Below are 22,412 nucleotides of genomic sequence, written 5' to 3'. Positions count from 1 at the left end.
GCCGGGGCGCCGACGCGCTCTTACGGCCCGCTCCAACGGTCTAGATTTCTCTCAATCGATTCCAAGGTAGGAAGGCAAGCGCGTCCGGGTAGCGGCAGCTCTGCACGATCGCGAAGCATCGCCGTAAGGAAGGTTCGACAGCACCCACATCCGCAAGACCAAGGGCGGCACGCAACTTCCTGAATACGATATACACCGACGGGATCACCTGCGGCGTTCCGTAGGCGTTGCCCGCCGGGCGGCGACACGCCACATGGGAACGATGAGCCCGAGCCACCCCGCGCCCGACGCCAGAGCTGATCTGATCTCCTATCTCGACTTCCACGTCGAGGCGGGCGTCGATGCGGCCCTGGACGAGGCGCCGCACGACCGCTTCGGCGAGGCCGAAGCCGCCGCCCCGCCGCGCGAGCCGCCGCCCCGCCGGGCCGCGCCCCCTGCCTCTGCGCCTGCTTCCGCACCGGACGACGCCTCGCCGTTCCGGCGCGAGCTGCCGAGCCGCGATCCCGCGCCGAAGGAGCCGCCGCGTACCTACGGCAACGCGGCTTCCGCCAAGCCCGGAGAGGCCGCCGACGATGCCCGCGCTCGGGCCGCGCAGATGCAGACACTGGAAGAGCTGGAGGCGCTGCTGCGCGGCTTCGAGGGCTGCGGCCTGCGCTTCACGGCAAAAAACCTCGTCTTCGCCGACGGCAATCCGCAGGCGCGGGTGATGTTCGTCGGCGAGGCGCCGGGCGCCGACGAGGACCGCATCGGCAAGCCGTTCATGGGCCGCTCGGGCCAGCTTTTGGACCGGATGATGGCGGCGATCGGCCTCGACCGGACGGGGGCCTACATCACCAACGTCGTGCCCTGGCGCCCGCCGGGCAACCGCAACCCGACCCCGCAGGAGATCGCGATCTGCCGGCCGTTCATCGAGCGGCAGATCGAGCTGGCCGACCCCGAACTCCTCGTCTGCCTCGGCGCCCCGGCGACGCAGACGCTCACCGGCACCAAGGACGGTATCCTCAAGGCGCGCGGACGCTTCTACCCCTACATCTTGCGCGACGGGCGCGAGATCAAGGCGCTCGCGACGCTTCATCCGGCCTACCTGCTGCGCCAGCCGGTGCAGAAGCGGCTCGCATGGCGCGACTTCCGCATGCTGAAAGCAGCCCTCGACGGCGGACGGTAGAGCCGGTTAAGCGGAACCGTCCCGTCCGCGGATTCATTCTACAGGGCAGCCGCGCGCCCGCGGGCGACAAGGGTTAGGGGAGCGCCATGCGCTGGGATGACTTTCGCGCCTCCGACAACGTCGAGGACCGGCGCGGCGAGGGCGGAGGCGGCGGCGGCTTCGGCTTCCCCGGCGGCGGCGCGGGCGGCCTGGGCATCGGCGCCATCGTCATCGTGCTCATCATCTCCTGGGTCACCGGCATCAATCCGGCGATCCTGATGGGCGGCGCCGAGCAGATCACCGGCGGCGGGCGCCAGCGCGAGGAGCAGGCCGACCCCGAGACGCAGGCCAAGCGCCGTCAGACCCCGACCGACCAGTCCGGCCAGTTCGCGGCCAAGATCCTCGGCAACACCGAGGACGTCTGGAAGGAGATCCTGCCCAACCAGACCGGGCGGCAATACACGCCGACCACGATGGTGCTCTACCAGGGCGGCACCCGCTCCGGCTGCGGTCAGGCCCAGGCGGCGATGGGGCCGTTCTACTGCCCGCTCGACAAGAAGGTTTATCTCGACACGGGCTTCTTCCAGGAGATGCGGACGAAGTTCGGCGTGAAGGGCGAGTTCGCCTACGCCTACGTCATCGCCCACGAGGTCGGCCACCACGTGCAGGACGTGCTCGGCATCCTCGGCAAGGTCGACAGCCGCAAGCAGTCGGCGGGCAACGAGCGCGAGGCCAACCAGCTCTCCGTACGCGTCGAGCTGATGGCCGATTGCCTCGCGGGCGTCTGGGCCAAGAACTCCGACGACCGCTGGAACTCCCTCGACCAGAGCGACATCGACGAAGCCCTGAAGGCCGCGAGCGCCATCGGCGACGACAAGCTGCAGGAGAAGTCGCAAGGGTATGCCGTGCCGGACTCGTTCACCCACGGCTCGTCCGAGCAGCGGATGCGCTGGTTCATGACCGGCTACAAGAGCGGGCAGACGAAGGCGTGCGACACGTTCCGGGCGGCGCGGAATTGATTTCTTGAAGGCCGCCGCCGCCACTCAACGCGCGACGGCGACCGCCAGTTGCACGCCGGAAGCCTTCTGCACCGTGCGCAGGATGCCGAACAGGTGGGTCGCGCTCGGATCGCCATCGGGGCCGAGCATCTGCATAAGGCCGTTCGACGAATCGCCCGTCTCCTGAGCCAATCGCTCGAAGCCGATCGTCGCATCGATGTAGTCGCGCAGGACCGCCTTGCCGGTCTCGATCTCACCGGCGAGGAGTTGATCGACCGCCTCGGCGAGCAGCGCGTCGCGGAAGGCCGGATCGCGCTCGGCCCGCGCCTTCACCGTTTCCTTGAAGCTGCGCGTCAGGGTCATCTCACCCCTCCTTTGCGTCGCTTATACTCCGACCAGAGCGCTTTGGCCTCGGCGATGTCGTCCTGTTGCCGACGCTTGGTGCCGCCGCACAGCAGGATGATCAGCGTGTCGCCGTCCCGACCGAAATACAGGCGGTAACCGGGTCCCCAGGCGATGCGGTATTCCTGAACGCCTTCACCGACGGCCTTCGCGTTCGACAGGTTGCCGGCCTCCATCCGGGCCAGGGCGACCGTGACTTTCGCGGCAGCCTGAGGATCGAGGTCGTCGAACCAGCGGGCGAACGGGCTGGCGCCGCGATCGTCGAGAAACTCGCGGATGTCCATCGGGAGCCCGTCCCGCAGGTGGCGGCGACGCCTACTCCACCCGCATCCAGCCCTGCGGCATCAGCCGTTCCTGCGGCCGGAACTTGGCCTTGTAGTCCATCTTGCGGGAGCCATCGACCCAGTAGCCGAGATAGAGATACGGCAGACCCAGCGCGCGGGCACGGCGGATATGGTCGAGGATCATGTACGTCCCCAGCGACCGGTCGGCCGCTTGCGGATCGTAGAACGAGTAGACCATCGACAGGCCGTCGGCGAGCACGTCGGTGAGGCAGACGGCCACCGGCGCGCCGACGCCGCGGCCGTGGATCGCGCTGTCGGGCCCGCGCTCGCGATAGACCACGAGATGGGTGTCGACGTGGCTGTCCTCGATCATCATGGCGTAGTCGAGCACGGTCATGTCGACCATGCCGCCGTCGCCGTGGCGGGCATCGAGGTAGCGGCGGAACAGGGCGTATTGCTCGGAGGCCGGGCGGTTCGGCTCCGGCGTGCCGATCAGCCCGGCATTGCGCTGCATCACCCGGCGCTGGCTGCCGGTGATGCGAAAATCCTCCACCACCACCCGCACCGAGACGCAGGCGCGGCAGGTCTCGCAGGCCGGGCGGTAGGCGATGGTCTGCGAGCGGCGGAAGCCGCCCTGGGTCAGGATTTCGTTGAGGTCGCGGGCGCGGCGCCCGACGAGGTGGGTGAACACCTTCCGCTCCTCCTGGCCCGGCAGATAGGGGCAGGGGGAGGGGGCCGTCAGATAGAACTGCGGGGTGTCGCGCGGATGGCTGGTCACGCTGGAAAGGCTCACCCTCGGGGCCGGCGGCACGGGCGGCCGCACCGCCGGAATCCAGTGTAGCGGGATCGCGGCGGCGCTCAACTGGGATGATGCCGAAGGATGAGGCAATCGCGCGATTCGAGCGATTGCGCCGCATGTTTGGGCGCGGGGAGCGCGTCGGAGCGAGCGTTAAACCCGCACCACCGCCAACCCGAGCAGCACGTCGTGGCCGAGGCGCCGGTCGGCGCGCACGAGGCCGAACAGGATGTCGAGGCACCACAGCAGGAAGGTCGAGATCGCCACGTAGAACAGCAGCGCGTGGACCGCCGCGGTCAGCATGTCGACCGGACGCCCGCTCTCGGGGGCGACCACCCGCAGGCCCATCATCCGCATGCCGATCGTGCTCTGCTTGGAGCCGCCGACGGTGATCGCGCTGTAGAGGATGCCGCTGATGCCGAGGATCGGGAACAGCGTCCAGCCGAGGCCGAAGGTGACGATGCCGACGAAGAAGATCGCCGTGCCGAGGATCGCCGTGAAGACGAGGATGAACAGCAGGTCGAGCAGGTAGGCGACCGCCCGCCCGCCGAGGCTCGCCCGGATGTAGGGCACCGGCACGCCGCCATAGGGCGGCAGGCCGGCGGGGTCGGTGTAGCCCGGCCGGGGGCCGAAGGTGGGGTTCGTCATGGCCGGCGCTCCGCAGCGATGGAGAAGATCACCCAAAAGGTGGGGGCCGTGGCCGGCGCTGCAAGAGACACAGCGAACGGCGCTTGAACCTTCAGCGTTTCGCCGCGCCCTCCGGCGTCTTTGCCGGGTCGGACGATTTGCCCGGGTCGGCCGCCTCGGCCTCCGGCGTCTCCAGGAAGTAGCGCCGCAGCAGGTAGAGCGAGGCGCCGCTGACCGGCCCGCGCTCGGTGGTCAGCGCCGTCATCTCGGTGCCGGGGCCGAAGGCGCAACTGAGGAAGCGCACGCGGGCCCCCTCGCCCTTGAGCAGGGCGCCGTCGGCGTCCGCCAGCCGGTAATCGACGCGCACGCTGCCGGGCCCCGAGCCGGGGCCGACCCGCAGCAGCCGCGCCGTGGTACCGTTGGGCGCGAGCGCGGGCAGGGCGCGGCGGCACAGCACCGCGCGGCGCGCGTCGGTGGCGGTGTCGCAACCGAATCCCGCCGCGAGCCAGCCCAGCGCGAGGCCGCCGGTCAGAAGCGCGCGCCGGGCCGCGGGACGCAAAGGAAGGCGCCCCGTCAGAGGCCCGCGCGCAGGCGCTCGGCGACGCGGGGCGCGTAGTAGGTCAGCACGCCGTCGGCGCCCGCACGCTTGAAGGCGAGCAGGCTCTCGGTCATGGCGCGGTCGCCGTCGAGCCAGCCGTTGCGGGCGGCGGCCTCGATCATCGCGTACTCGCCCGACACCTGATAGGCGAAGGTCGGCACGCCGAACTCGGTCTTCACCCGGGTGATGATGTCGAGATAGGGGAGACCCGGCTTCACCATCACGGAATCGGCGCCCTCGGCGAGGTCGAGGGCGACTTCGCGGAGCGCCTCGTTCGCGTTGCCGGGGTCCATCTGGTAGGTGCGCTTGTCGCCGACCAAGGCCGCCTTGGTGCCGATGGCGTCGCGGAACGGCCCGTAGAAGGCGCTGGCGTACTTGGCCGCATAGGCCATGATCTGCACGTCGCGAAAACCCGCGCGGTCGAGACCGGTGCGGATTGCGCCGACGCGCCCGTCCATCATGTCGGAGGGCGCGATGATGTCGGTGCCGGCCTCCGCCTGGATCAGGCTCTGCTCGACCAGCACCGCGACCGTCTCGTCGTTGAGGATGGCGCCGTCCTCGATCAGCCCGTCATGGCCGTGGCTGGTATAGGGATCGAGTGCGACGTCGGTCATCACGCCGATCTCGGGGACCGCGCGCTTGACCGCCCGCACCGCCCGGCAGACGAGGTTTTCGCGGTTGAGCGCCTCGGAGCCGGTGGGGTCGCGCAAGCCCGGCTCGGTGTAGGGGAAGAACGAGATCGCCGGGATGCCGAGTTTGGCCGCCCGCTCGGCCGCACGCACGGCCTCATCGACGCTGAGGCGCTCGACGCCGGGCATGGAGGCGATCGGCTCGCGCCGGCCCGTGCCCTCGATCACGAAGAGCGGCCAGATCAGGTCATCGACGGTGAGCGTATGCTCGCGCACGAGGCGACGCGACCACTCGGCCTTGCGGTTGCGGCGCGGGCGCTGGGTGAGGCTCAAGGCCCCCGCGGGCCCGGCGCCGGGCGCGGCCTCCCGCGCGGTCTCGACGGCGAGCGGACGCGGTTCGTTCGACATGGGCGGCTCCCTAGCGGGCTCCAGAGACTTCGGGTGAGCGGAAGGCGGCCTAGCACATCCCGAATTACCCCCGAAAGCCGTCATCGCCGCAGGACGGGGGACGCCCTCGGTGCTCGCGGGGCTCGCCGATTGACGCCCCCGCCCGGACTTCGTCTAAGAACCCGTCACACGGCCCCCATCGCCTCTCGGCGGAGCGCACGCGATCCTATCCTCCCCCTCATCCTGAGGTGCCGCAGCGAAGCGGAGGCCTCGAAGGAGGGCTCCAGGGATCACCGAGCGAACTGGAGCCCTCCTTCGAGGCCGCTGACGCGGCACCTCGGGATGAGGGGGTTGGGTGGGACGGTGAAAGCCGGCGGGCGGGGTTGAGAAAGAAACGGCATGGCGGACGCGGCGGAGCCGGAGATCACGTTCGAACGGCGCGGGGCGGCGGGGATCGTCACCCTGGCGCGGCCGAAGGCGCTCAACGCCCTCACCCTGCCGATGGTCGAGGCGATGCACCGGCAGCTCCGGGCCTGGGCCGACGATCCCACCGTCACCCGCGTCGCGGTGCGGGGCTCAGGGGGGCGCGCCTTCTGCGCGGGCGGCGACATCCGCCGCATCCACGCGCTCGGCCAGGCCGGGCGCCTCACCGAGGTGATGGCGTTCTGGCAGGCCGAATACCTGCTCGACGCGTACGTGAAGACCTATCCGAAACCCTACGTCGCGCTGATCGAGGGCATCGTCATGGGCGGCGGCGTCGGCATCTCGCTGCACGGCGACGTGCGGGTGGCGGCCGAAAGCACCAGCTTCGCCATGCCCGAGACCGGCATCGGCTTCTTCCCCGATGTCGGCGCGACCTACGCGCTGCCGCGCCTGCCCGGCCGCACCGGCGCCTATCTCGCGCTGACCGGCGGCCGGATCGGGGCGGGCGACGCGCTGGCCGTCGGGCTCGCGACCCATTCGGTCCGGGCCGAGGATTTCGAGGCTTTGCTTGAGGCCCTGGCGCAGGGCGGCGACATCGCCGCGACGCTCTCCCGGTTCGCCGCGCCCGCGCCGGAGACCGGCCCGCTGGTGGCCGAGCGCGCGACGATCGACACCTGCTTCTCCGCCGACACGGTGGCGGCGATTCTGGAGCGTCTCGACGCGGCGGCCGAGGCCGGTTCGGACTTCGCGAAACAAACCGCGGCGACGCTCCGCACCCGCTCGCCCACCAGCCTGACCATCGCGCTGGCGCAGATGCAGCGGGGGCCTTCCTTGAGTTTTCCTGAGGCCATGCGGGCCGAATACCGGCTGTGCGGGCAGGTGATGCGCGGCCCCGACTTCTACGAGGGCGTGCGCGCCGTCATCATCGACAAGGACAACCGGCCCGCTTGGCGCCCGGCGACGCTCGACGCCGTCGACGGAGCGGCGATCGAGGCCGCCTTCGCGGATGAGGGCACCGAGACGCCCCGCTTCGACGGCAGCGAGGGGTTTTGGGCATGAGGGCGCTCGCCAAGGTCGGCACGACGCGCGACGGGCGCGGGCGCCCGAGCGCGGGCTCGGGCCCGGTGGACCGCATCGAGGAAGCCGCGCCGCGCCAGCAGACCCGCTGGGACGTGGTGCTGGTCTGGTTCATGCGCATCACGGCGCTGGCCTGGGTCGCCAAGGGGCTCGCCACCTGGGGGCAGATCCTCGACCTGTGGCCGGGCGCGACGCCGTTCGCCGACCTTTCCGCCGGGCGGCAGGCCGCGATCGTCTACTTCGCCGTGATCGATTTCGTCGCCGCGGTCGGCCTGTGGCTGACGAGCGCCTGGGGCGGGGTGGTCTGGCTGCTCGCCGCCACCTCGGCGCTGACGCTGGCCGCGCTGACGCCGCAGCTCCTACCGATGTCGGCCCCGCTCATCGCAGTACAGGCAAGCATCGTGGCGATTTACTTCGTGTTATCCTGGCTCGCCGCGCGCGATGTTGGCTGAACGAGCGGTAAAAACGACCGCTTCATTTTGCATTTACCGACAGAAGTAAATCGGAAGTTCATCCTGTCGCTTAAATCGGCTTTCATTCGAGGCACCTAGGTTGGGTTCATAAGCGATGCCGGACGAAGCAGCCGGCACGACCCGACAGAGAGGCAAGACCGATGAGCACGAAGGCCGCCAACACCGCCCGCAAGCCTGCCGAGACCGCCGCCCCCGAACTCGGCGCCGCCGGCTCCTACCTCGAGGCCCTGCACCTCGTGGAGCGCCTGCACCGCCGCCTGCTCGACGTGATCAAGGACGAGTTCGACCGCCGCGGCCGCGAGGACGTCAACAGCGTCCAGGCGCTCCTGCTCTACAACATCGGCGACAAGGAGCTGACGGCGAGCGAGCTGCGCTCGAAGGGCTACTATCTCGGCTCGAACGTCTCCTACAACGTCAAGAAGCTGGTCGAGGCGGGCTTCCTCCACCACGCCCGCTCCAAGACCGACCGCCGCTCGGTCCGCATCAGCCTCACCACCAAGGGCCGCGAGATCCACGACGTGATCCAGGGCCTCTACGACAAGCATTCCCGCACGATCCAGCCGATCGGCGGCATCTCCGACGACGATTTCGGCCGCCTCAACCAGTCGCTGACCCGCCTGGAGCGTTTCTGGACCGACCAGATCCGCTACCGCCTCTGAGGCGCGGACGCCTCATCCGATCTTACGAAGGGGGCATCACGCCCCCTTCGTCGTTATCCGGCCCGGCAGCTGCGACCGGAGCCACGCCAGGACGGGGCGGGTCTCGGAGAGTTCCGGCGTTGTGAGGCCGTGCTTCAGGCGCTCCTGCGCGACTTGGGCGATGTGGGTGGCGAGGTGCCGGGGCTCGGTGCCGACGCATTCCGCCTGCTCGATGCGCTCGGCGCGGACGAAGTCGTGCAGGTCGAAGCCGCCCGGCTCGGTGTAGCCGAGCCGCACCAGGCCGTCGTAGACCGCCGACGGATCGACCATGTAGGACAACGAGTTGGGGCCGGCCTTGATCTCGGGCTGGTGATGGATGCGGAACAGGCCCGATCCTCGGCCGACGACATCGGTCGGGCGGCTCAGGCGCGCATCGAGATGCGGCCTCAAGGCGTTGTCGCCCCCCGGCCGCCGCAGGATGATCGTGACACGCTCCGCCGACAGGGCGGTCGTGAGCTCGGTCAGATGGACCGCGCTGCCCTCCGTGAACACGATCTCTCGCGCCGCCTTCAGGAGCCGGATCTGAACGGGGAGGGGGTAACGCTCCGGCTGAATGGCGTGGAAGCCGCGTCGAGCCAGGCGGGAGGCGAAGTAGCTTTCCCCCATCAGGCTGCCGCTGCAGAGATGACGCCGCCCGAAGAACAGCCGGTCGTAGGTCTTCAGGTCGGCCGGTGCGCGGTCGAGGAAGAACCGTTCGACGCGCTCCAGCCGCTCCAGATACCAGGGCTCGGGTCCGGCCCCCAGCACGCTGCCGGGCTCGGCGAAATGCACGGCCTCGACCGTCGTCGGCGTGTCGATGATGCGGATCCGATCGCGCTCGATCCCGAAGCTGCGGCAGATCTCGAAGAAGAACTCGGGATGCGCCGGGTGGACGTTGAGGAACACCAAGGGGAAAATCACACCGTCCGTATGGACCGCCGGATCGTAGGCCCAGAGGCGGATGATCGAATCGACCAGGACATGCCCGAAATGGTGGTAGAGGGGTCCGCCATAGAGGTAGTGGCCGGGCAGGCTCTCCCGCGGCCCGTCGAGCAACGCCTCGGGGAAAGCGTCGGCGCATCGCCTCTTGCCGACGCCGCTGCAAATCCGGCCGTGCACCGGGATTCGGTCGATCTGAGGGCCGCCGATCCAGGGCCGCTCGTAGGGGAGAACAGGTAGGTTCCGGACGAGTGTGAGCGGTGGCGCGGACATGCCCGCCTGAGACCACGGCCGAGTATCCCGCACAAGCCGCGCACCGTCCTGCATGGCGGCGCTCCAAACGAAAGGGGCGCCGCCCTTTTCAGGCGACGCCCCTCGATCACCGGTGAAGTCCGGCGACAGCCTTCTTAGTTGAAGGTGTCGATCTCGGCGGACTCGTAGGAGGTGACTTCCATGCCGACGCAGATYTCGGCAACGACGGGGGCGGACCACTTCATGACGTTTCTCCAAAGTTAGCGGTGGGGTTCGGCGAGACCGGTCTGGCGACCGGGACGACCTTCTCAGTTGAAGGTRTCGATCTCGGCGGACTCGTAGGAGGTGACTTCCATGCCGACGCAGATTTCGGCGACGACGGGAGCGGACCACTTCATGGTGTATCTCCTCACAAAGGTTTGAAGACGAAGGACGGTCTCACGACCGGCCCTGCCTCGAACGGAGGCGGTGCCGTTTTCGTGTCCGGCCCCTCGTGTTCGACGCCCTGGATATAGGCGATCTGTTGGGCACAATTCAAGCGGGCCCGTCACTTATATTTCTCATATGGACGGTTCAGGAGGGCCGAGCGGCAGACCGATTTCAGGAAAAATCGTGCAGTTTTCGACATATGATGCCGTCGGAGCGGTCTTACAAGCTGGACTTTCGGCCAGTGCGCCGGTCGGTACGAGGCCGTCGCTCGATAAGACGAACGAGGAAGCGGGCCTAAAATTCCGAACACGTCGGCGCAGCGATCGGCCTGCCGTTTTTGCCAGACCCTCCCGGATTGCATTGCCGCATTGCATCATTTCTCCTAGCTTAAGTTAAGTCCGCTGCTAAGCGTGGCCGGCCGCTCGACGGCCGATTCCCCCCATTTCCGGAGTCCTCGACCCATGTCCCTGACCCGCAGCGCAGCGCTCGCTCTCGCCCTCGCTCTGCCGCTGGCCGCCGGCCCGGCCTTCGCCCAGAAGAGCGCGGTCATCACCGCCTTCGATCCGGACAAGGACGGCACGCTCGACCTCGCCGAGGTCAAGGCCGCGGCGTCCGCCAAGTTCGACGCGCTCGATCCGGACAAGGACGGCACCCTCGACGCCAAGGAGGCCAAGGGCGTGCTGAGCCCGAGCCTGTTCAAGAGCGGCGACCCGGACAAGGACGGCACCATCGACAAGGCCGAGTACCTCGCCCTGGTCGAGGCCGTGTTCAAGGACGCCGACCCGGACAACGACGGCACGCTCGACGCCAAGGAGCTGAAGAGCAAGCCGGGCAAGGCCCTGGTCAAGCTCATCAAGTAATCTTTGTGACTTTGCGGCCGGGGGCTTCGCCCCTGGCCGCCACACAAGCTCCCGCCGTCATTCCGGGGCCGCGCAGCGGAACCCGGAATCCACCCGTGATGCGCGGCCCTACATGGCGTCGCGGCCAGTCGTGGATTCCGGGTTCGCCTGCGGCGCCCCGGAATGACGGCGGAGTTTGTTTCAAGAAGCCTCTGAACGGCTTGGACGAGTCTCAGCTACCCGATCCGTTCCTCAGCCGATCCCGGCCGCACTTGTGATGCCGGGGGCGTTGCGGCAAAGCGGGCCCCGTTCGAGCCCCGAGAGCCGCCCATGCACGACATCCGCGCCATCCGCGAGAACCCGCAAGGCTTCGACCGCGATCTGGAGAGACGCGGCCTCGCGCCCCTGTCGGCCGAGCTGATCGCCCTCGACGACGCCCGGAAAGGCGCGGTCTCGGCGGCGCAGGCCAATCAGGAGCGGCGCAACGCGCTCTCAAAAGAGATCGGCAGCGCCAAGAAGGCGAAGGACGAGGCCCGCGCCGCGGAACTGATGGCCGAGGTCGCCCGCCTCAAGGACGAGGCGCCGGGCCTGGAAAACGCGCAAGGCGAGGCGGCCAAAGCCCTCGACGAGCGCCTCGCCGCGATCCCGAACCGGCCGAAGGACGACGTGCCCGAGGGCGCCGACGAGCACGGCAACGTCGAGTACCGCCGCTTCGATTCTTCCCGCGAAAAGCTCACCGAAGGCCGCCAGCATTTCGAGCTGGGCGAGGCCACCGGGCTGATGGATTTCGAGGCCGCCGCCAAGCTCTCGGGTTCGCGCTTCGTGGTGCTGAAGGGGCAGCTCGCCCGGCTGGAGCGGGCGCTGGGGCAGTTCATGCTCGACCTGCACACGGGCGAGCATGGGTATACGGAGGTTGCGCCGCCGATTTTGGTTCGCGATGAGGCGATGTTCGGCACTGCGCAGTTGCCAAAGTTTGAAGAAGATCAGTTCTCCGCTACGCGGATCATACCTCTGAGCGAGCGCTTCGAGATAGACAGCGCATTTTTTAAGAATATGCTACCTGAAGATTTGGCATTTTTGAAAGAACCAGAGCCGGACACGCCCTCAAAGGAATACGAAAAAAAATTCTCTGCGATCTTTGAAAGGTACAAAGCCGTAGCTCTGCAAGTGCCTACACAGGAACGGCGCTGGCTCGTCCCCACGGCCGAAGTCCCCCTCACCAACCTCGTGCGCGAATCGATCCTCACCGAGGACGAGTTGCCGCTGCGCCTCACCGCCCTCACCCCCTGCTTCCGCGCCGAGGCCGGTGCCGCGGGGCGCGACACCCGCGGCATGCTGCGCCAGCACCAGTTCAACAAGGTGGAACTCGTCTCGATCACCACGCCGGAAAAATCGGCGGAGGAGCATGAGCGCATGCTGTCCTGCGCCGAGGCGGTCCTGAAAAAACTCGACCTGACCTACCGGGTCATGACGCTCTGCACCGGCGACATGGGGTTCGCCTCCCAAAAGACCTACGACATCGAGGTCTGGGTGCCGGGCCAGCAGACGTACCGGGAAATTTCCTCGTGCTCGGTCTGCGGCGACTTCCAGGCGCGGCGCATGGGCGCGCGCTTCCGGGCGAAGGAAGGCAAGGCGGTCAACTTCGTCCACACCCTCAACGGCTCGGGCGTCGCGGTCGGCCGCGCGCTCATCGCCGTGATGGAGAACTACCAGAATCCCGACGGCAGCATCACGGTCCCGTCGGCGCTCGCGCCCTACATGGGCGGCCTCACCCGGATCGAGGGACCCAACCACTGATGCGCATCCTGGTCACCAACGACGACGGCATCCACGCGCCGGGCCTGGAGACGCTGGAGGGCATCGCCCGCGCCTTGAGCGACGACGTCTGGGTGGTCGCGCCCGAGACCGACCAGTCGGGCGTCTCGCACTCGCTTTCGCTCAACGATCCGCTGCGCCTGCGGCAGATTTCCGAGAAGCGGTTTGCCGTGAAGGGCACGCCGTCGGACTGCATCATCATGGGGGTGGCCCATCTGCTCAAGGAGCACCGGCCCGACCTCGTGCTGTCGGGGGTCAACCGCGGCCAGAACGTGGCCGAGGACGTGACCTATTCGGGCACCATCGCGGGCGCCATGGAGGGCACCATCCTCGGCATCCGCTCGATCGCGCTGAGTCAGGCCTACGGCGCGAGCGGGCGCGCCGGCATCAAATGGGCCTGCGCCGCCGCCCACGGGCCGCGGGTGATCCGGAAGATTCTGGAGACGGGCATCGAGCCCGGCATCGTCGTCAACGTGAACTTCCCGGATTGCGAGCCGGACGCGGTCGCCGGCATCGCGGTGTCGGCCCAGGGGCGGCGCAATCAGGAACTCCTGCGCATCGACGCCCGGCAGGACGGGCGCGGCAACCCGTATTTCTGGCTCGCCTTCGCCAAGGCGCGGTTCGAGCCCGGCAACGGCACCGATCTCAAGGCCATCGCCGAGAACCGCATCGCGGTGACGCCGCTGCGCCTCGACCTCACCGACGAGCCGGAGCTGACCCGCTTCGCCAAGGCGTTCGAGGAGTAGGGTGAACGGGCCCGACGACGCGGCGGGCCTCAGCCGGATCGGCAACGCCGCCTTCGTGCTGGCGTTGCGCGAGCGCGGGGTGCGCGACACCGCCGTGCTGCGGGCGATGGAGCAGGTGCCGCGCGAGCCTTTCGCGCCCGCGCCCCTGCGGGAGTACGCCCGGCGCGACATCGCCCTGCCGCTGCCGCACGGGCAGACCATGACGGCGCCGTCCATCGCCGCCGCCATGCTCGGCGCCCTCGACGTGCAGGCGGGCGCCCGCGTGCTCGAGGTCGGCACCGGCTCTGGGTATGTCACCGCCCTGCTGGTGCGGCTCGGCGCCGGCCACGTGCGCAGCCTGGAGCGCTACCCCGGCCTCGCCCGCGCCGCCCGCGACCGGCTCGGGGCCAACCTCAACGACGCCACGGTGGAGGCCGCCGACGGGCTCGGCGCCGGCTCCATGGAGCGCCAGCGATTCGACCGCATCCTGATCAACGGCGCCGTCACGGCCGTGCCTCCACACCTGTTCGCCGCGCTGACCCCCGGCGGGCGGCTGGTGGCCGGGCTCTGGAGCGGCCGGGGCTGCCGCCTCGTGACGCTGACCCGCGACGGCGAGGGCGCGCCGACGCGGCTCGACGGGCCGACCTTACGGCTCGGGCCGATGACGCCGGGCCGGGCGCGTGTGGCCTGAAGATCGAGAAACCGTCCTGTCCGCGTACGAAACCGCATCGCAGCGTATCGACGGGAACGGATGCTTAACCTGAATCCCGTTTGAATGTCCGCATCAGGTTGCGTCAGGTTGAACGGGTGCGTCGATGCGGGTTCGGGGTTCGGTTCTGGGCTTGAGGACGGTGTCGCGCTTCGCCCTCATCGCCGTCATCGGTGGCGGTCTCGCCGCCTGCTCTTCGGACGCCTCGCGATTGGGCGATCCCTTCGGCAACCCGTTCGCCGGGTTGATGGGCGGCGAGCCCGCGGCCACCGGCAGCCTCGGCAACGGGGAAGCGGAGGCCGACATGGCGCCGGCCCCCGCGATCCGCACGCCGCGGGTCCAGTCGCAGGCGCTGCCCGCGCCGAACCTCTCGCCCCGCCCGCTGGCGATCGGCCCGAGCCCGACGACCACCGCCACCCGCGTGGCCTCGGCCGAGGCCATGAGCGCGACCGGCGGTGCCGTCTCCGGCATGAACCCGTCGGCCGCAGGCCAAAACCCGGATGCCGGCCGCGCCATGACCCCGCGCGCCGCCTCGCCGGTGCCCGCGCCCAAGCTCCAGTTCGGCAAGCCCGCGGACAAGCTCGCCGAGAAGAAGGCCGAGGCCGCTGCCAAGGCCGCGGAAGCCAAGGCCGCCGCCGAGACCAAGGCGACCGAAGCCCGCCGCGAGGCCGAGCGGCAGGTCGCCGCCGCCAAGATCGCCGAGGCCAAGGCCGCCGAGAAGGCCGCCGTCGCCAAGGCCGCGGAATCGAAGAAGCTCGCCGACGTGAAGAAGGCGGTCGAGGCCAAGAAGGCGGCCGAAGCCGAGGCCAAGAAGGCCGAGGCGAAGCTCGCGGACGCCAAGAAGCACGTCCGCCCGGGCCAGACCGCCAAGGCCGAGACCGGCAAGACTGAAACCAAGGAGACCAAGGCCGATCCGAAGGTCGAGGCCAAGCGCACCGCCGACGCCGAGGCCGCCCGCAAGGCAGAGGCCGAGGCCAAGGCCGCCAAGGCGGACGCCGCCAAGAAGCTCGCCGAGGCCAAGGCCGCGGAGACCGCCGCGAAGGCCGCCGCCGCCAAGGAGGCGAAGGAAGCCAAGGAGACGAAGCAGGCCGCCGCCCCCGCGCCCGTGAAGGTCGCGAGCGCCGACGCCGCCGCGCCGGTCCCGACCCCGGCGGCGGAAGCCTCCGAGTCGTTCCGCTGGCCGGCCAAGGGCCGCGTCATCAACGGCTACGGCTCGGCCGGCAACGAGGGCATCAACATCGCGGTGCCCGAGGGCACGCCGGTCAAGGCGGCCGAGGACGGCACGGTGGCCTATGCGGGCTCGGACGTGAAGGGCTACGGCAAGCTGGTGCTGGTGCGGCACAACAACGGCTACGTCTCAGCCTACGCCCATAACGGCGAACTCGACGTGCGCCCCGGCGAGAAGGTGAAGCGCGGCCAGACGATCGCCAAGTCCGGCGCCACCGGCAACGTCACCTCGCCCCAGCTCCACTTCGAGATCCGCAAGGGCGCGACCCCGGTCGATCCGATCCCGCACCTCGCCAGCAACTGATCCTTTCGGGATTCGTTGGACAGGGGCGGCTCCGAGAGGGGCCGCCTCTTTCCGTTTGGATCCGGCTCGGCCGGCGAACAGCCGCAGGCCGAGCGCCCCATGACGACCTGCCCGTCTCCCTCCTCGTCGGATTCGGCCGACCTGACCGTCTATTACGACGGCGGCTGCCCGCTCTGCCGCGCCGAGATCGGCCATTACCGGAAGAGCCGCGGCGCCGAGCGCCTCGCCTTCGTCGACGTGTCGGGGGAGGGCGCCGCGCTCGGCCCGGACCTCGACCGGGCGACGGCGCTCGCCCGGTTCCATGTGCGCGGGCGCGACGAAAAACTCACCGACGGCGCCGCCGCCTTCGCCCGCCTCTGGCTCGCCCTGCCGGGCTGGCGCTGGCTCGGGCGCATCCTGTCGCTGCGCATGTTCGGCCGGCGCCCGCTCCTCGTCCCGGCGGAAGCCGCCTACCGCCTGTCGCTGCCGGTGCGCCCGTTCCTCGCGCGGACGCTGAGACGGTTGCGGCTGATCTGAGCCAGTTCAGCCGTCGAGCCGCTGCCCCAGCCGCCCCGCCAAATCCTGAATGAACTGGAACGCCGTGCGCCCGGAGCGCGAGCCGCGGGTGGTGGACCATTCGAGCGCTTCGGCGCGCAGGCGCTCCGGCTCGACCTTGAGGCCGTGGCGCTCGACGTAAGACGCGATCATCGCCAGATACTCGTCCTGGCTGCATTTATGGAAGCCGAGCCAGAGGCCGAAGCGGTCGGAGAGCGAGACCTTCTCCTCCACCGCCTCGCCCGGATTGATCGCGGTGGAGCGCTCGTTCTCGACCATCTCGCGGGCCAAGAGATGGCGCCGGTTGGAGGTGGCGTAGAACAGGACGTTCTCGGGCCGGCCCTCGATGCCGCCGTCGAGCGCCGTCTTGAGCGACTTGTAGGAGGTGTCGTCGGCATCGAACGACAGGTCGTCGCAGAACACCAGCCAGCGATGCGGATCGTCGCGCAACAGGCTCATCAGCTCGGGCAGCGCCTCGATGTCCTCGCGGTGGATCTCCACGAGCTTCATCGGCAGCGCATCGGAAGCCCGGCGCGCGTTGATCTCGGCATGCGCCGCCTTGACCAGCGACGACTTGCCCATGCCGCGCGCCCCCCACAGCAGCGCGTTGTTGGCCGGCAACCCCTTCGCGAAGCGTTCGGTGTTCTCCACCAGCGTGTCGCGGGCGCGGTCGATGCCGGTCAGCAGCCCGATCTCGACGCGGTTGACTTTCGGCACCGGGATCAGCCGGCGCTCCGGCCCCCACAGGAAGGCGTCGGCCGCCGAGGTATCGATCTTCGGGACGGCCGGGGGCGCGGCGCGCTCCAAGGCGGTGGCGATCCGCTCCAAGAGGGGCAGCAGGTCGGCGGGCGTCGGCTCAGCGGCCATGGCGTGTCCGGTTCTCGAGGGGAGGGCACATGCCCTCGGGGGGCGCGGCTGTGTAGGCGCTTCGCACGGAAATGGGGAGCCGCGGCAGCATCGTATGGCCGGGCGCGAAGAGCGCCCCGCGCAGCGGCCTCGGCTTTGCCGAGGCGTCTAGCGGAGCGAGCAGCCTTAGGCCGCGGACGCGGCCGCCGGCGCCTGAGGCCGACACAGCATGAGATTGCTTTCGAATCGCCCGTGGCTATAGTCCGCGCGCTTTTCGACAGGCCCGTCGTCTCGCATGGCCCGCGGCTCCCGTAGCCCACGGGCCCGTCCCCGTTTCAGGAGTTCGACCGCGTGATCACCCCCGCCTTCGCGCAAGCAACTGGAGCCGCGAGCGGCGCGGATGTCGCGTTGCAGTTCGTCCCCTTCGTCCTGATCTTCGTGATCATGTACTTCCTGATCCTGCGCCCGCAGCAGCGCCGGCTGAAGGACCACCAGGGCATGGTGAAGAACCTGCGCCGCGAGGACACCATCGTGACGACCGGCGGCCTCGTCGGCCGGGTGACGAAGGTGGTCGACGATTCCAACGAGATCGAGGTCGAGATCGCCCCGAACGTCCGCGTGCGGGTGGTTCGCACCATGGTCTCGGAGGTCCGCGTCAAGGGCGCGCCCGTCAAGGCGTCCTGAAGCACGGCGTGAACGTGCCGGGCCAAACCCCGGCACCAACGACAAAAAGTTCGGAACGGGCGGATGCTGCGCTTCTCGAAATCCAAGATTTTCGCGACCCTGGCGATCATCCTGATCGGCCTGAGCCTCGCGGTTCCGAGCTTCTTCTCGAAGGAGCAGCGTGACGGCTTCGTCAACGCATTGCCGAAGGCGATCCAGTGGATGGTGCCGACCCGGGCGATCGTGCTCGGCCTCGACCTCCAGGGCGGCTCGCAGCTCCTGCTGGAGGTCGATCAGAACGACCTCGTCGGCGGGCTGGTGAAGGGCCTGCGCGACGAGGTGCGCGGTGTGCTCCAGCGGGAGGGCGTGCGGTCCGAGGGCGGCATCCAGACTCTGAAGCGCGGCGTACAGGTGCGGGTGCCGGACGCGGTGGGCCGGGCCAAGGTTCTGCCGAAGCTGCGCGAACTGTCCCAGCCGATCCAGAACGCGCTGGTCGGCCCCGGCGGCGGCAGCACGGTCGACATCGCCGAGCAGCCGGACGGGCTGATCCAGCTTACCTTCACCGATGCCGGCCTCACCGAGCGTACGCGCAAGGCCGTGACGCAGGGCATCGAGGTCATCCGCCGCCGCCTCGATTCCACCGGCACGCTGGAGCCCTCGATCCAGCAGCAGGGCGCCGACCGCATCCTGATCCAAGTGCCGGGCGAGCAGGACCCGAGCCGCCTTGAGGCGCTGCTCGGCTCCACCGCCAAGCTCGAATTCCGCATGCTCGCCGACTCGCCCTCGGGCGATGTCGATCTCCTGCCCAACAAGGACGAGGGCGGGGCCAAGGTGCCGGTCGAGCGGCGCGTGATGGCCGACGGCAGCGAGTTGACCGACGCCCAGCCCGCCTTCGACACGCAGACCCACGAGCCGATGGTGAGCTTCAAGTTCAACCTGAAGGGCGCCCAGAAATTCGGTCAGGCGACCTCGGAGAACGTCGGGCGCCGCATGGCGATCGTCCTCGACGGCGTGGTGCAGTCGGCCCCCGTGATCCGCTCGGCCATCACCGGCGGCTCGGGCCAGATCACCGGCAACTTCACGGTCCAGCAGGCCAACGACCTCTCGGTGCTGCTGCGCGCGGGCGCCCTGCCGGCCAAGTTCACCGTGGTCGAGCGCCGCGTCGTCGGCCCGGGCCTCGGCCGCGACTCGATCGAAGCCGGCACGAACGCCACCCTAGTGGCCGCCGCGCTCGTCGTGGTCTTCATGTTCGCGACCTACGGCGTGTTCGGCTTCATCGCCAACATCGCCCTGTTCGTCCATGTCGGCCTGATCCTCGGCCTGATGTCGGTGCTGGAGGCGACGATGACGCTGCCCGGCATCGCCGGCATCGTGCTCACCATCGGCACCGCGGTCGATTCCAACGTGCTGATCTACGAGCGCATGCGCGAGGAGGCCCGCTCCGGCCGCTCGCTGGTCTCGGCGCTCCAGGCCGGGTTCGACCGGGCCTTCGCCACCATCATCGACTCGAACTCGACCATGGCGATCGCCGCCATCATCCTGTTCTTCATGGGCTCCGGCCCGGTGAAGGGGTTCGCCGTGGTGTTCATCCTCGGCATCCTCACCACGGTCATCACGGCGGTGACGCTGACCCGCATGATGATCGCGGTGTGGTACAATACCTTCCGGCCCAAGACCCTGCCGTTCTGATCGCTCCCGGCCTGCCGCGCGGCAGGCCGCCTCGCCCGTATGACGGAAGGCGCCGCGCCGCCTTCAGGCTCCGAGACCGACCATGCGCCTGCTCCGCCTCTGGCCCGACGAATCGCATTTCGACTTCATGCGGTTCCGGCGGTTCACCTTCCCGCTCTCGGCGATCGTCTCCGTGGCGACCGTGGTGCTGTTCCTCACCGTCGGGCTCAACTACGGCATCGACTTCAAGGGCGGCACCCTCGTCGAGCTGCAGGTCAAGCCCGGCCAGAAGGCCGATGTCGCCGAGATCCGCGAGACCGCCAACGGCTTCGGCTTCGGCGAGACCGAGGTGCAGGAACTCGGCGGCGAGGGGCAGGTGCTGGTGCGCTTTCCCCTTCAGGCCGGCGAGCAGGGCCAGACCGTGGTGATGCAGAAGGCCCACGCCGCCTTCGACGCGCATTACGATTTCCGCCGCACCGAGACCGTCGGCCCCCGCGTCTCGGGCGAGCTGGTGCAGTCGGGCACCGTCGGCGTCGTGCTCTCGGTGCTGGCCGTCCTGCTCTACCTGTGGTTCCGGTTCGAGCGGGAACTCGCGCTCGGCGCCATCGTCGGCACCCTGCACGACATCGTGCTCACGGTCGGCGTCTTCATCGTCACGGGCATCGAGTTCAACATGACCTCGATCGCCGCGATCCTGACCATCGTCGGCTACTCGCTCAACGAGACCGTGGTGGTGTTCGACCGCACCCGCGAGCTGATGCGCCGCTACAAGACCATTCCGGTGGTCGATCTGCTCAACCTGTCGATCAACTCCACCATGTCGCGCACGGTGATGACGTCGATGTCGACCATCCTATCGCTGGTCGCGCTGGTGCTGTTCGGCGGCGAGGCGATCAAAGGCTTCGCCGTGGTGATGCTGGCGGGCGTGGCGATCTGCACCTACTCGGCGATCTTCGTCTCGACGCCGTCGCTGATCTATATCGGCCTGACGCTGTCGGGTGCGAAGTCGGGCCAGCGCGAGACCGGGCTGGCGCGGCAGGCGGCGGAGTGAGCGGGCGGTGAGCGGGAGCCCGCGCCCCGGCGGCTTCCTGCCCGGCCGCCACGGCATCGACGCCTACGGCAACGGCGGATTCCGCTTCGGCGACATGTCGCACCGGGGCTCGATTCTGATGCTGCCCTCGGGCGTCCATGCCTGGGACGTGGAGCAGGCCGACGCCATCACGACGTCGAGCCTCAGTGCGGTGCTGGCCGAGCGCGAGGCGATCGAGCTCCTCCTCGTCGGCACTGGCGCCGACATCGTGTTCCTGCCCGAGACCCTGCGGCAGCGCCTGAAGGCCGCGGGCATCGGCCTCGACGCGATGCAGACGGGGGCGGCGGCGCGCACGTACAACATCCTGGCCGCGGAGAACCGCAAGGTCGCGGCCGCCCTGATCGCCGTGCCGTAGTGCTTCGGGAGAACCGGCCGCGCCGGGGCGTTTCACGAGGCACGCCGCTTGCGGCGCCTGATACAACCCGACGCCGCATGAGCCCCGCTCCATGACGCCGCGCCCCGAGACCCGCACCGCGCCGAGCCCCCAGCCTGAGAGCGGCGGCGGCCTCGCCTTCGCCTTCCGCCATTGCGAGGAGCTGGTGCGCGACGGCGACCCCGACCGTTACTTGGCCACCCTGTTCGCCCCCGCCGCCGTCCGGCCGCACCTGTTCGCGCTCTCGGCCTTCAGCCTCACCGTGGCGCGGGTGCGGGAGGCCGCGGGCAACCCGATGGCGGGCGAGATCCGCCTGCAATGGTGGCGCGACGCGCTCCAAGGCGAGGCGCGGGGCGACGTGCGGGCCAACCCCGTCGCGGCGGGTCTGGAGGACGCGATCGTGACGCGCCGCCTCGGGCGCCAGCCCTTCGTCGATCTGATCGATGCCCGCGTGTTCGACCTCTACGACGACCCGATGCCGCGGGTGAACGATCTGGAGGGCTATTGCGGCGAGACCGCCGCCGCGCTGATCCGCCTCTCCGCCCTGGTGCTGGCCGACGGGGCCGAGCCCGGCGGCGCGGCGGCCGCCGGTCACGCGGGCGTCGCCTACGGCATCACCGGGCTGTTGCGGGCGCTGCCCTGGCACGCCCGCCAAGGACAGGTCTACCTGCCGGGCGACCTGCTGCGGAAGAACGGCGTCACCCGGGAGGACGTCGTCTCGGGCCGCGGCGGCCCCGGCCTCGTGCGCGCCTGCGCCGAGCTGCGGGCGCTCGCCCGCCAGCATCTCGCGTCCTACGAGGCGGCGCGGTCCACCATCGCGCCCGCCGCGCGCGCCGCCTTCCTGCCGACGGCCTTGGTCGAGCCCTACCTCGCGGCGATGGAGCGGGCGGGCTACGACCCGCTCAACACGGCGGTCGAGATCGCCCGCTGGCGCAAGATCTGGCGGCTGTGGCGGGCGGCCCGGCGGGGTTAAACGGGACTTCGGCCGCGACCGGCGCGGGACGACATCCGCTCGGCGAAGAACGCCGGATCGGTCAGGGCGGCGGCGATCACCATGGCCAGCCCCGCGTGGACGCCGACCGCGGCGAGCCCCGGATGGGTCAGCGACAGCATCAGCAGACCGCCGCCGAGCGAGAGCGGCGGACCGGCGACGTAGGCGATCCCGCGCCAGCCCTCGGCCGGCCGGGCGAGCCGCCAATACGACACGCCGAGCGCGCAGGCCGCGAAGGCAAGTTTGAGCGCGGCCATGAATTGCAGCACGCGGGCGAGATCGGCCTCGACTGTTGCCTTCGCCGAGGCGTCAAACGTCGCCAGCACCCCCGCGGCGGCGAGAAGGGTCGCTACGAGGAGCAGCGCGCGCAGCCGGGACACGGTGACGGGAACCTCGACTGCCGGCACGTGCGTCGCCATGGTCGCCTCCTCGCGTGGAAGGTGATCCTACGACTCGAATCAGGGCCTGTCGAACGTCCAGACAGCTTGCGGCT

Annotated in this window: 27 protein-coding genes; 16 read left to right on the top strand and 11 right to left on the bottom strand. The window is 69.5% G+C overall.

The genetic code is table 11. The features are described from left to right. Positions 1-253: 253 nt before the first annotated feature. Both ASG52_RS00370 and ypfJ read left to right on the top strand, forming a co-directional pair. On the top strand, positions 254-1,165 hold the full coding sequence (locus ASG52_RS00370; protein WP_056237400.1) for a uracil-DNA glycosylase: 912 nt from the start codon (positions 254-256) through the stop codon (positions 1,163-1,165). Between the two features lie 86 nt (positions 1,166-1,251). Further along, positions 1,252-2,163, top strand: coding sequence for a KPN_02809 family neutral zinc metallopeptidase (ypfJ, locus tag ASG52_RS00365; RefSeq protein ID WP_056237398.1), 912 nt, complete (start codon positions 1,252-1,254; stop codon positions 2,161-2,163). 24 nt (positions 2,164-2,187) lie between these two features. On the opposite strand, the gene ASG52_RS00360 is transcribed toward ypfJ, so the two are convergent. The 6 genes from ASG52_RS00360 to hemB all read right to left on the bottom strand — a co-directional run bounded on the left by ASG52_RS00360 (position 2,188) and on the right by hemB (position 5,886). After that, positions 2,188-2,505 carry a hypothetical protein gene (locus ASG52_RS00360; protein WP_056237394.1) on the bottom strand — a complete coding sequence of 106 codons (318 nt, stop codon included), beginning with the start codon at positions 2,503-2,505 and terminating at the stop codon, positions 2,188-2,190. Further along, a complete protein-coding gene (locus ASG52_RS00355) occupies positions 2,502-2,828 on the bottom strand; it encodes a type II toxin-antitoxin system RelE/ParE family toxin (RefSeq protein ID WP_056237393.1) in 327 nt (108 codons plus the stop codon). Before ASG52_RS00355 ends, ASG52_RS00360 begins: the two co-directional genes overlap by 4 nt. 31 nt (positions 2,829-2,859) lie before the next feature. Next, entirely contained in the window at positions 2,860-3,606 is a 747-nt protein-coding gene (locus tag ASG52_RS00350) for an arginyltransferase (protein ID WP_056237389.1), read from the bottom strand. Positions 3,607-3,777: 171 nt separating this feature from the next. Next, positions 3,778-4,272 (bottom strand): RDD family protein, encoded by a 495-nt coding sequence (locus ASG52_RS00345; protein ID WP_056237387.1) that lies wholly within the window; start codon positions 4,270-4,272, stop codon positions 3,778-3,780. Between the two features lie 91 nt (positions 4,273-4,363). Beyond that, the gene (locus tag ASG52_RS00340) at positions 4,364-4,810 is read right to left on the bottom strand and encodes a hypothetical protein (protein WP_056237384.1); all 447 of its coding nucleotides are present in this window, start codon (positions 4,808-4,810) and stop codon (positions 4,364-4,366) included. 14 nt (positions 4,811-4,824) lie between these two features. Further along, positions 4,825-5,886, bottom strand: coding sequence for a porphobilinogen synthase (gene hemB / locus ASG52_RS00335; RefSeq protein ID WP_056237381.1), 1,062 nt, complete (start codon positions 5,884-5,886; stop codon positions 4,825-4,827). A gap of 378 nt (positions 5,887-6,264) precedes the next feature. Here hemB and ASG52_RS00330 point away from each other — a divergent pair, with 378 nt between their 5' ends. The 3 genes from ASG52_RS00330 to ldtR all read left to right on the top strand — a co-directional run bounded on the left by ASG52_RS00330 (position 6,265) and on the right by ldtR (position 8,497). After that, a complete protein-coding gene (locus tag ASG52_RS00330; protein WP_056237378.1) occupies positions 6,265-7,347 on the top strand; it encodes an enoyl-CoA hydratase/isomerase family protein in 1,083 nt (360 codons plus the stop codon). Then, positions 7,344-7,817, top strand: coding sequence for a DUF6163 family protein (locus ASG52_RS00325; protein WP_056237375.1), 474 nt, complete (start codon positions 7,344-7,346; stop codon positions 7,815-7,817). The genes ASG52_RS00330 and ASG52_RS00325 overlap by 4 nt, the downstream gene beginning before the upstream one ends. Positions 7,818-7,978: 161 nt before the next feature. Beyond that, positions 7,979-8,497, top strand: coding sequence for a transcriptional regulator LdtR (gene ldtR / locus ASG52_RS00320; RefSeq protein WP_056237373.1), 519 nt, complete (start codon positions 7,979-7,981; stop codon positions 8,495-8,497). 36 nt (positions 8,498-8,533) lie between these two features. Here ldtR and ASG52_RS00315 read toward each other — a convergent pair whose 3' ends face one another. The 3 genes from ASG52_RS00315 to pqqA (ASG52_RS00305) form a co-directional block, all read right to left on the bottom strand. Next, entirely contained in the window at positions 8,534-9,571 is a 1,038-nt protein-coding gene (locus ASG52_RS00315) for a glycosyltransferase family 61 protein (protein WP_056237371.1), read from the bottom strand. 290 nt (positions 9,572-9,861) lie between these two features. Next, on the bottom strand, positions 9,862-9,951 hold the full coding sequence (gene pqqA, locus ASG52_RS00310) for a pyrroloquinoline quinone precursor peptide PqqA (protein WP_015857429.1): 90 nt from the start codon (positions 9,949-9,951) through the stop codon (positions 9,862-9,864). Between the two features lie 63 nt (positions 9,952-10,014). Continuing rightward, positions 10,015-10,104 (bottom strand): pyrroloquinoline quinone precursor peptide PqqA, encoded by a 90-nt coding sequence (pqqA, locus tag ASG52_RS00305; protein ID WP_015857429.1) that lies wholly within the window; start codon positions 10,102-10,104, stop codon positions 10,015-10,017. Positions 10,105-10,596: 492 nt separating this feature from the next. Here pqqA (ASG52_RS00305) and lanM point away from each other — a divergent pair, with 492 nt between their 5' ends. The 6 genes from lanM (at position 10,597) to ASG52_RS00275 (ending at position 16,270) form a co-directional block, all read left to right on the top strand. After that, positions 10,597-10,995, top strand: a complete 399-nt coding sequence (gene lanM / locus ASG52_RS00300) for a lanmodulin LanM (protein WP_056237368.1) — start codon at positions 10,597-10,599, stop codon at positions 10,993-10,995. Positions 10,996-11,304: 309 nt separating this feature from the next. Further along, positions 11,305-12,771 carry a serine--tRNA ligase gene (serS, locus tag ASG52_RS00295; RefSeq protein WP_056237365.1) on the top strand — a complete coding sequence of 489 codons (1,467 nt, stop codon included), beginning with the start codon at positions 11,305-11,307 and terminating at the stop codon, positions 12,769-12,771. Then, positions 12,771-13,535: a 5'/3'-nucleotidase SurE gene (surE, locus tag ASG52_RS00290; RefSeq protein WP_056237363.1), complete on the top strand. Its 765-nt coding sequence runs from the start codon at positions 12,771-12,773 to the stop codon at positions 13,533-13,535. Before serS ends, surE begins: the two co-directional genes overlap by 1 nt. 1 nt (position 13,536) lies before the next feature. Further along, entirely contained in the window at positions 13,537-14,205 is a 669-nt protein-coding gene (locus ASG52_RS00285) for a protein-L-isoaspartate O-methyltransferase family protein (RefSeq protein ID WP_056237360.1), read from the top strand. A 124-nt stretch (positions 14,206-14,329) separates the two neighbouring features. After that, positions 14,330-15,754, top strand: coding sequence for a murein hydrolase activator EnvC family protein (locus tag ASG52_RS00280; RefSeq protein WP_056237357.1), 1,425 nt, complete (start codon positions 14,330-14,332; stop codon positions 15,752-15,754). A gap of 99 nt (positions 15,755-15,853) precedes the next feature. Further along, complete coding sequence (locus tag ASG52_RS00275) at positions 15,854-16,270, top strand: thiol-disulfide oxidoreductase DCC family protein (RefSeq protein ID WP_056237355.1); 417 nt, start codon at positions 15,854-15,856, stop codon at positions 16,268-16,270. Positions 16,271-16,276: 6 nt separating this feature from the next. Here the strand turns inward: ASG52_RS00275 and ASG52_RS00270 are convergent, their stop codons facing one another. Beyond that, complete coding sequence (locus tag ASG52_RS00270) at positions 16,277-17,155, bottom strand: ATP-binding protein (RefSeq protein WP_056237353.1); 879 nt, start codon at positions 17,153-17,155, stop codon at positions 16,277-16,279. Between the two features lie 330 nt (positions 17,156-17,485). On the opposite strand from ASG52_RS00270, the gene yajC reads away from it, so the two are divergent. The 5 genes from yajC to ASG52_RS00245 all read left to right on the top strand — a co-directional run bounded on the left by yajC (position 17,486) and on the right by ASG52_RS00245 (position 21,901). Continuing rightward, complete coding sequence (yajC, locus tag ASG52_RS00265) at positions 17,486-17,818, top strand: preprotein translocase subunit YajC (protein WP_056237350.1); 333 nt, start codon at positions 17,486-17,488, stop codon at positions 17,816-17,818. A 63-nt stretch (positions 17,819-17,881) separates the two neighbouring features. After that, on the top strand, positions 17,882-19,486 hold the full coding sequence (gene secD, locus ASG52_RS00260) for a protein translocase subunit SecD (RefSeq protein ID WP_056237348.1): 1,605 nt from the start codon (positions 17,882-17,884) through the stop codon (positions 19,484-19,486). An 82-nt stretch (positions 19,487-19,568) separates the two neighbouring features. Continuing rightward, entirely contained in the window at positions 19,569-20,516 is a 948-nt protein-coding gene (gene secF, locus ASG52_RS00255; protein ID WP_056237345.1) for a protein translocase subunit SecF, read from the top strand. A gap of 7 nt (positions 20,517-20,523) precedes the next feature. Beyond that, positions 20,524-20,910, top strand: coding sequence for an Mth938-like domain-containing protein (locus tag ASG52_RS00250; RefSeq protein ID WP_056237343.1), 387 nt, complete (start codon positions 20,524-20,526; stop codon positions 20,908-20,910). 91 nt (positions 20,911-21,001) lie between these two features. After that, positions 21,002-21,901, top strand: a complete 900-nt coding sequence (locus ASG52_RS00245; RefSeq protein ID WP_056237340.1) for a phytoene/squalene synthase family protein — start codon at positions 21,002-21,004, stop codon at positions 21,899-21,901. Here the strand turns inward: ASG52_RS00245 and ASG52_RS00240 are convergent. Continuing rightward, positions 21,898-22,338 (bottom strand): hypothetical protein, encoded by a 441-nt coding sequence (locus tag ASG52_RS00240; RefSeq protein ID WP_056237338.1) that lies wholly within the window; start codon positions 22,336-22,338, stop codon positions 21,898-21,900. The genes ASG52_RS00245 and ASG52_RS00240 overlap by 4 nt on opposite strands. Positions 22,339-22,412 lie beyond the last annotated feature (74 nt).

It is taken from the genome of Methylobacterium sp. Leaf456 (assembly GCF_001425465.1).
In the GTDB taxonomy this organism is placed as follows: Bacteria; Pseudomonadota; Alphaproteobacteria; order Rhizobiales; family Beijerinckiaceae; genus Methylobacterium.
Note: the sequence above shows the minus strand (reverse complement) of the source record. Positions and strands in the feature narration are given on the sequence as shown.

Excerpts from the sequence above, each read along its gene's own strand:
- ASG52_RS00370 (WP_056237400.1), top strand. The coding sequence starts at position 254 with ATGGGAACGATGAGCCCGAGCCACCCCGCGCCCGACGCCAGAGCTGAT.
- ypfJ (WP_056237398.1), top strand. The coding sequence starts at position 1,252 with ATGCGCTGGGATGACTTTCGCGCCTCCGACAACGTCGAGGACCGGCGC.
- ASG52_RS00360 (WP_056237394.1), bottom strand. The coding sequence starts at position 2,505 with ATGACCCTGACGCGCAGCTTCAAGGAAACGGTGAAGGCGCGGGCCGAG.
- ASG52_RS00355 (WP_056237393.1), bottom strand. The coding sequence starts at position 2,828 with ATGGACATCCGCGAGTTTCTCGACGATCGCGGCGCCAGCCCGTTCGCC.
- ASG52_RS00345 (WP_056237387.1), bottom strand. The coding sequence starts at position 4,272 with ATGACGAACCCCACCTTCGGCCCCCGGCCGGGCTACACCGACCCCGCC.
- hemB (WP_056237381.1), bottom strand. The coding sequence starts at position 5,886 with ATGTCGAACGAACCGCGTCCGCTCGCCGTCGAGACCGCGCGGGAGGCC.
- ASG52_RS00330 (WP_056237378.1), top strand. The coding sequence starts at position 6,265 with ATGGCGGACGCGGCGGAGCCGGAGATCACGTTCGAACGGCGCGGGGCG.
- ASG52_RS00325 (WP_056237375.1), top strand. The coding sequence starts at position 7,344 with ATGAGGGCGCTCGCCAAGGTCGGCACGACGCGCGACGGGCGCGGGCGC.
- ldtR (WP_056237373.1), top strand. The coding sequence starts at position 7,979 with ATGAGCACGAAGGCCGCCAACACCGCCCGCAAGCCTGCCGAGACCGCC.
- lanM (WP_056237368.1), top strand. The coding sequence starts at position 10,597 with ATGTCCCTGACCCGCAGCGCAGCGCTCGCTCTCGCCCTCGCTCTGCCG.
- serS (WP_056237365.1), top strand. The coding sequence starts at position 11,305 with ATGCACGACATCCGCGCCATCCGCGAGAACCCGCAAGGCTTCGACCGC.
- surE (WP_056237363.1), top strand. The coding sequence starts at position 12,771 with ATGCGCATCCTGGTCACCAACGACGACGGCATCCACGCGCCGGGCCTG.
- ASG52_RS00280 (WP_056237357.1), top strand. The coding sequence starts at position 14,330 with ATGCGGGTTCGGGGTTCGGTTCTGGGCTTGAGGACGGTGTCGCGCTTC.
- ASG52_RS00275 (WP_056237355.1), top strand. The coding sequence starts at position 15,854 with ATGACGACCTGCCCGTCTCCCTCCTCGTCGGATTCGGCCGACCTGACC.
- ASG52_RS00270 (WP_056237353.1), bottom strand. The coding sequence starts at position 17,155 with ATGGCCGCTGAGCCGACGCCCGCCGACCTGCTGCCCCTCTTGGAGCGG.
- secD (WP_056237348.1), top strand. The coding sequence starts at position 17,882 with ATGCTGCGCTTCTCGAAATCCAAGATTTTCGCGACCCTGGCGATCATC.
- secF (WP_056237345.1), top strand. The coding sequence starts at position 19,569 with ATGCGCCTGCTCCGCCTCTGGCCCGACGAATCGCATTTCGACTTCATG.
- ASG52_RS00245 (WP_056237340.1), top strand. The coding sequence starts at position 21,002 with ATGACGCCGCGCCCCGAGACCCGCACCGCGCCGAGCCCCCAGCCTGAG.
- ASG52_RS00240 (WP_056237338.1), bottom strand. The coding sequence starts at position 22,338 with ATGGCGACGCACGTGCCGGCAGTCGAGGTTCCCGTCACCGTGTCCCGG.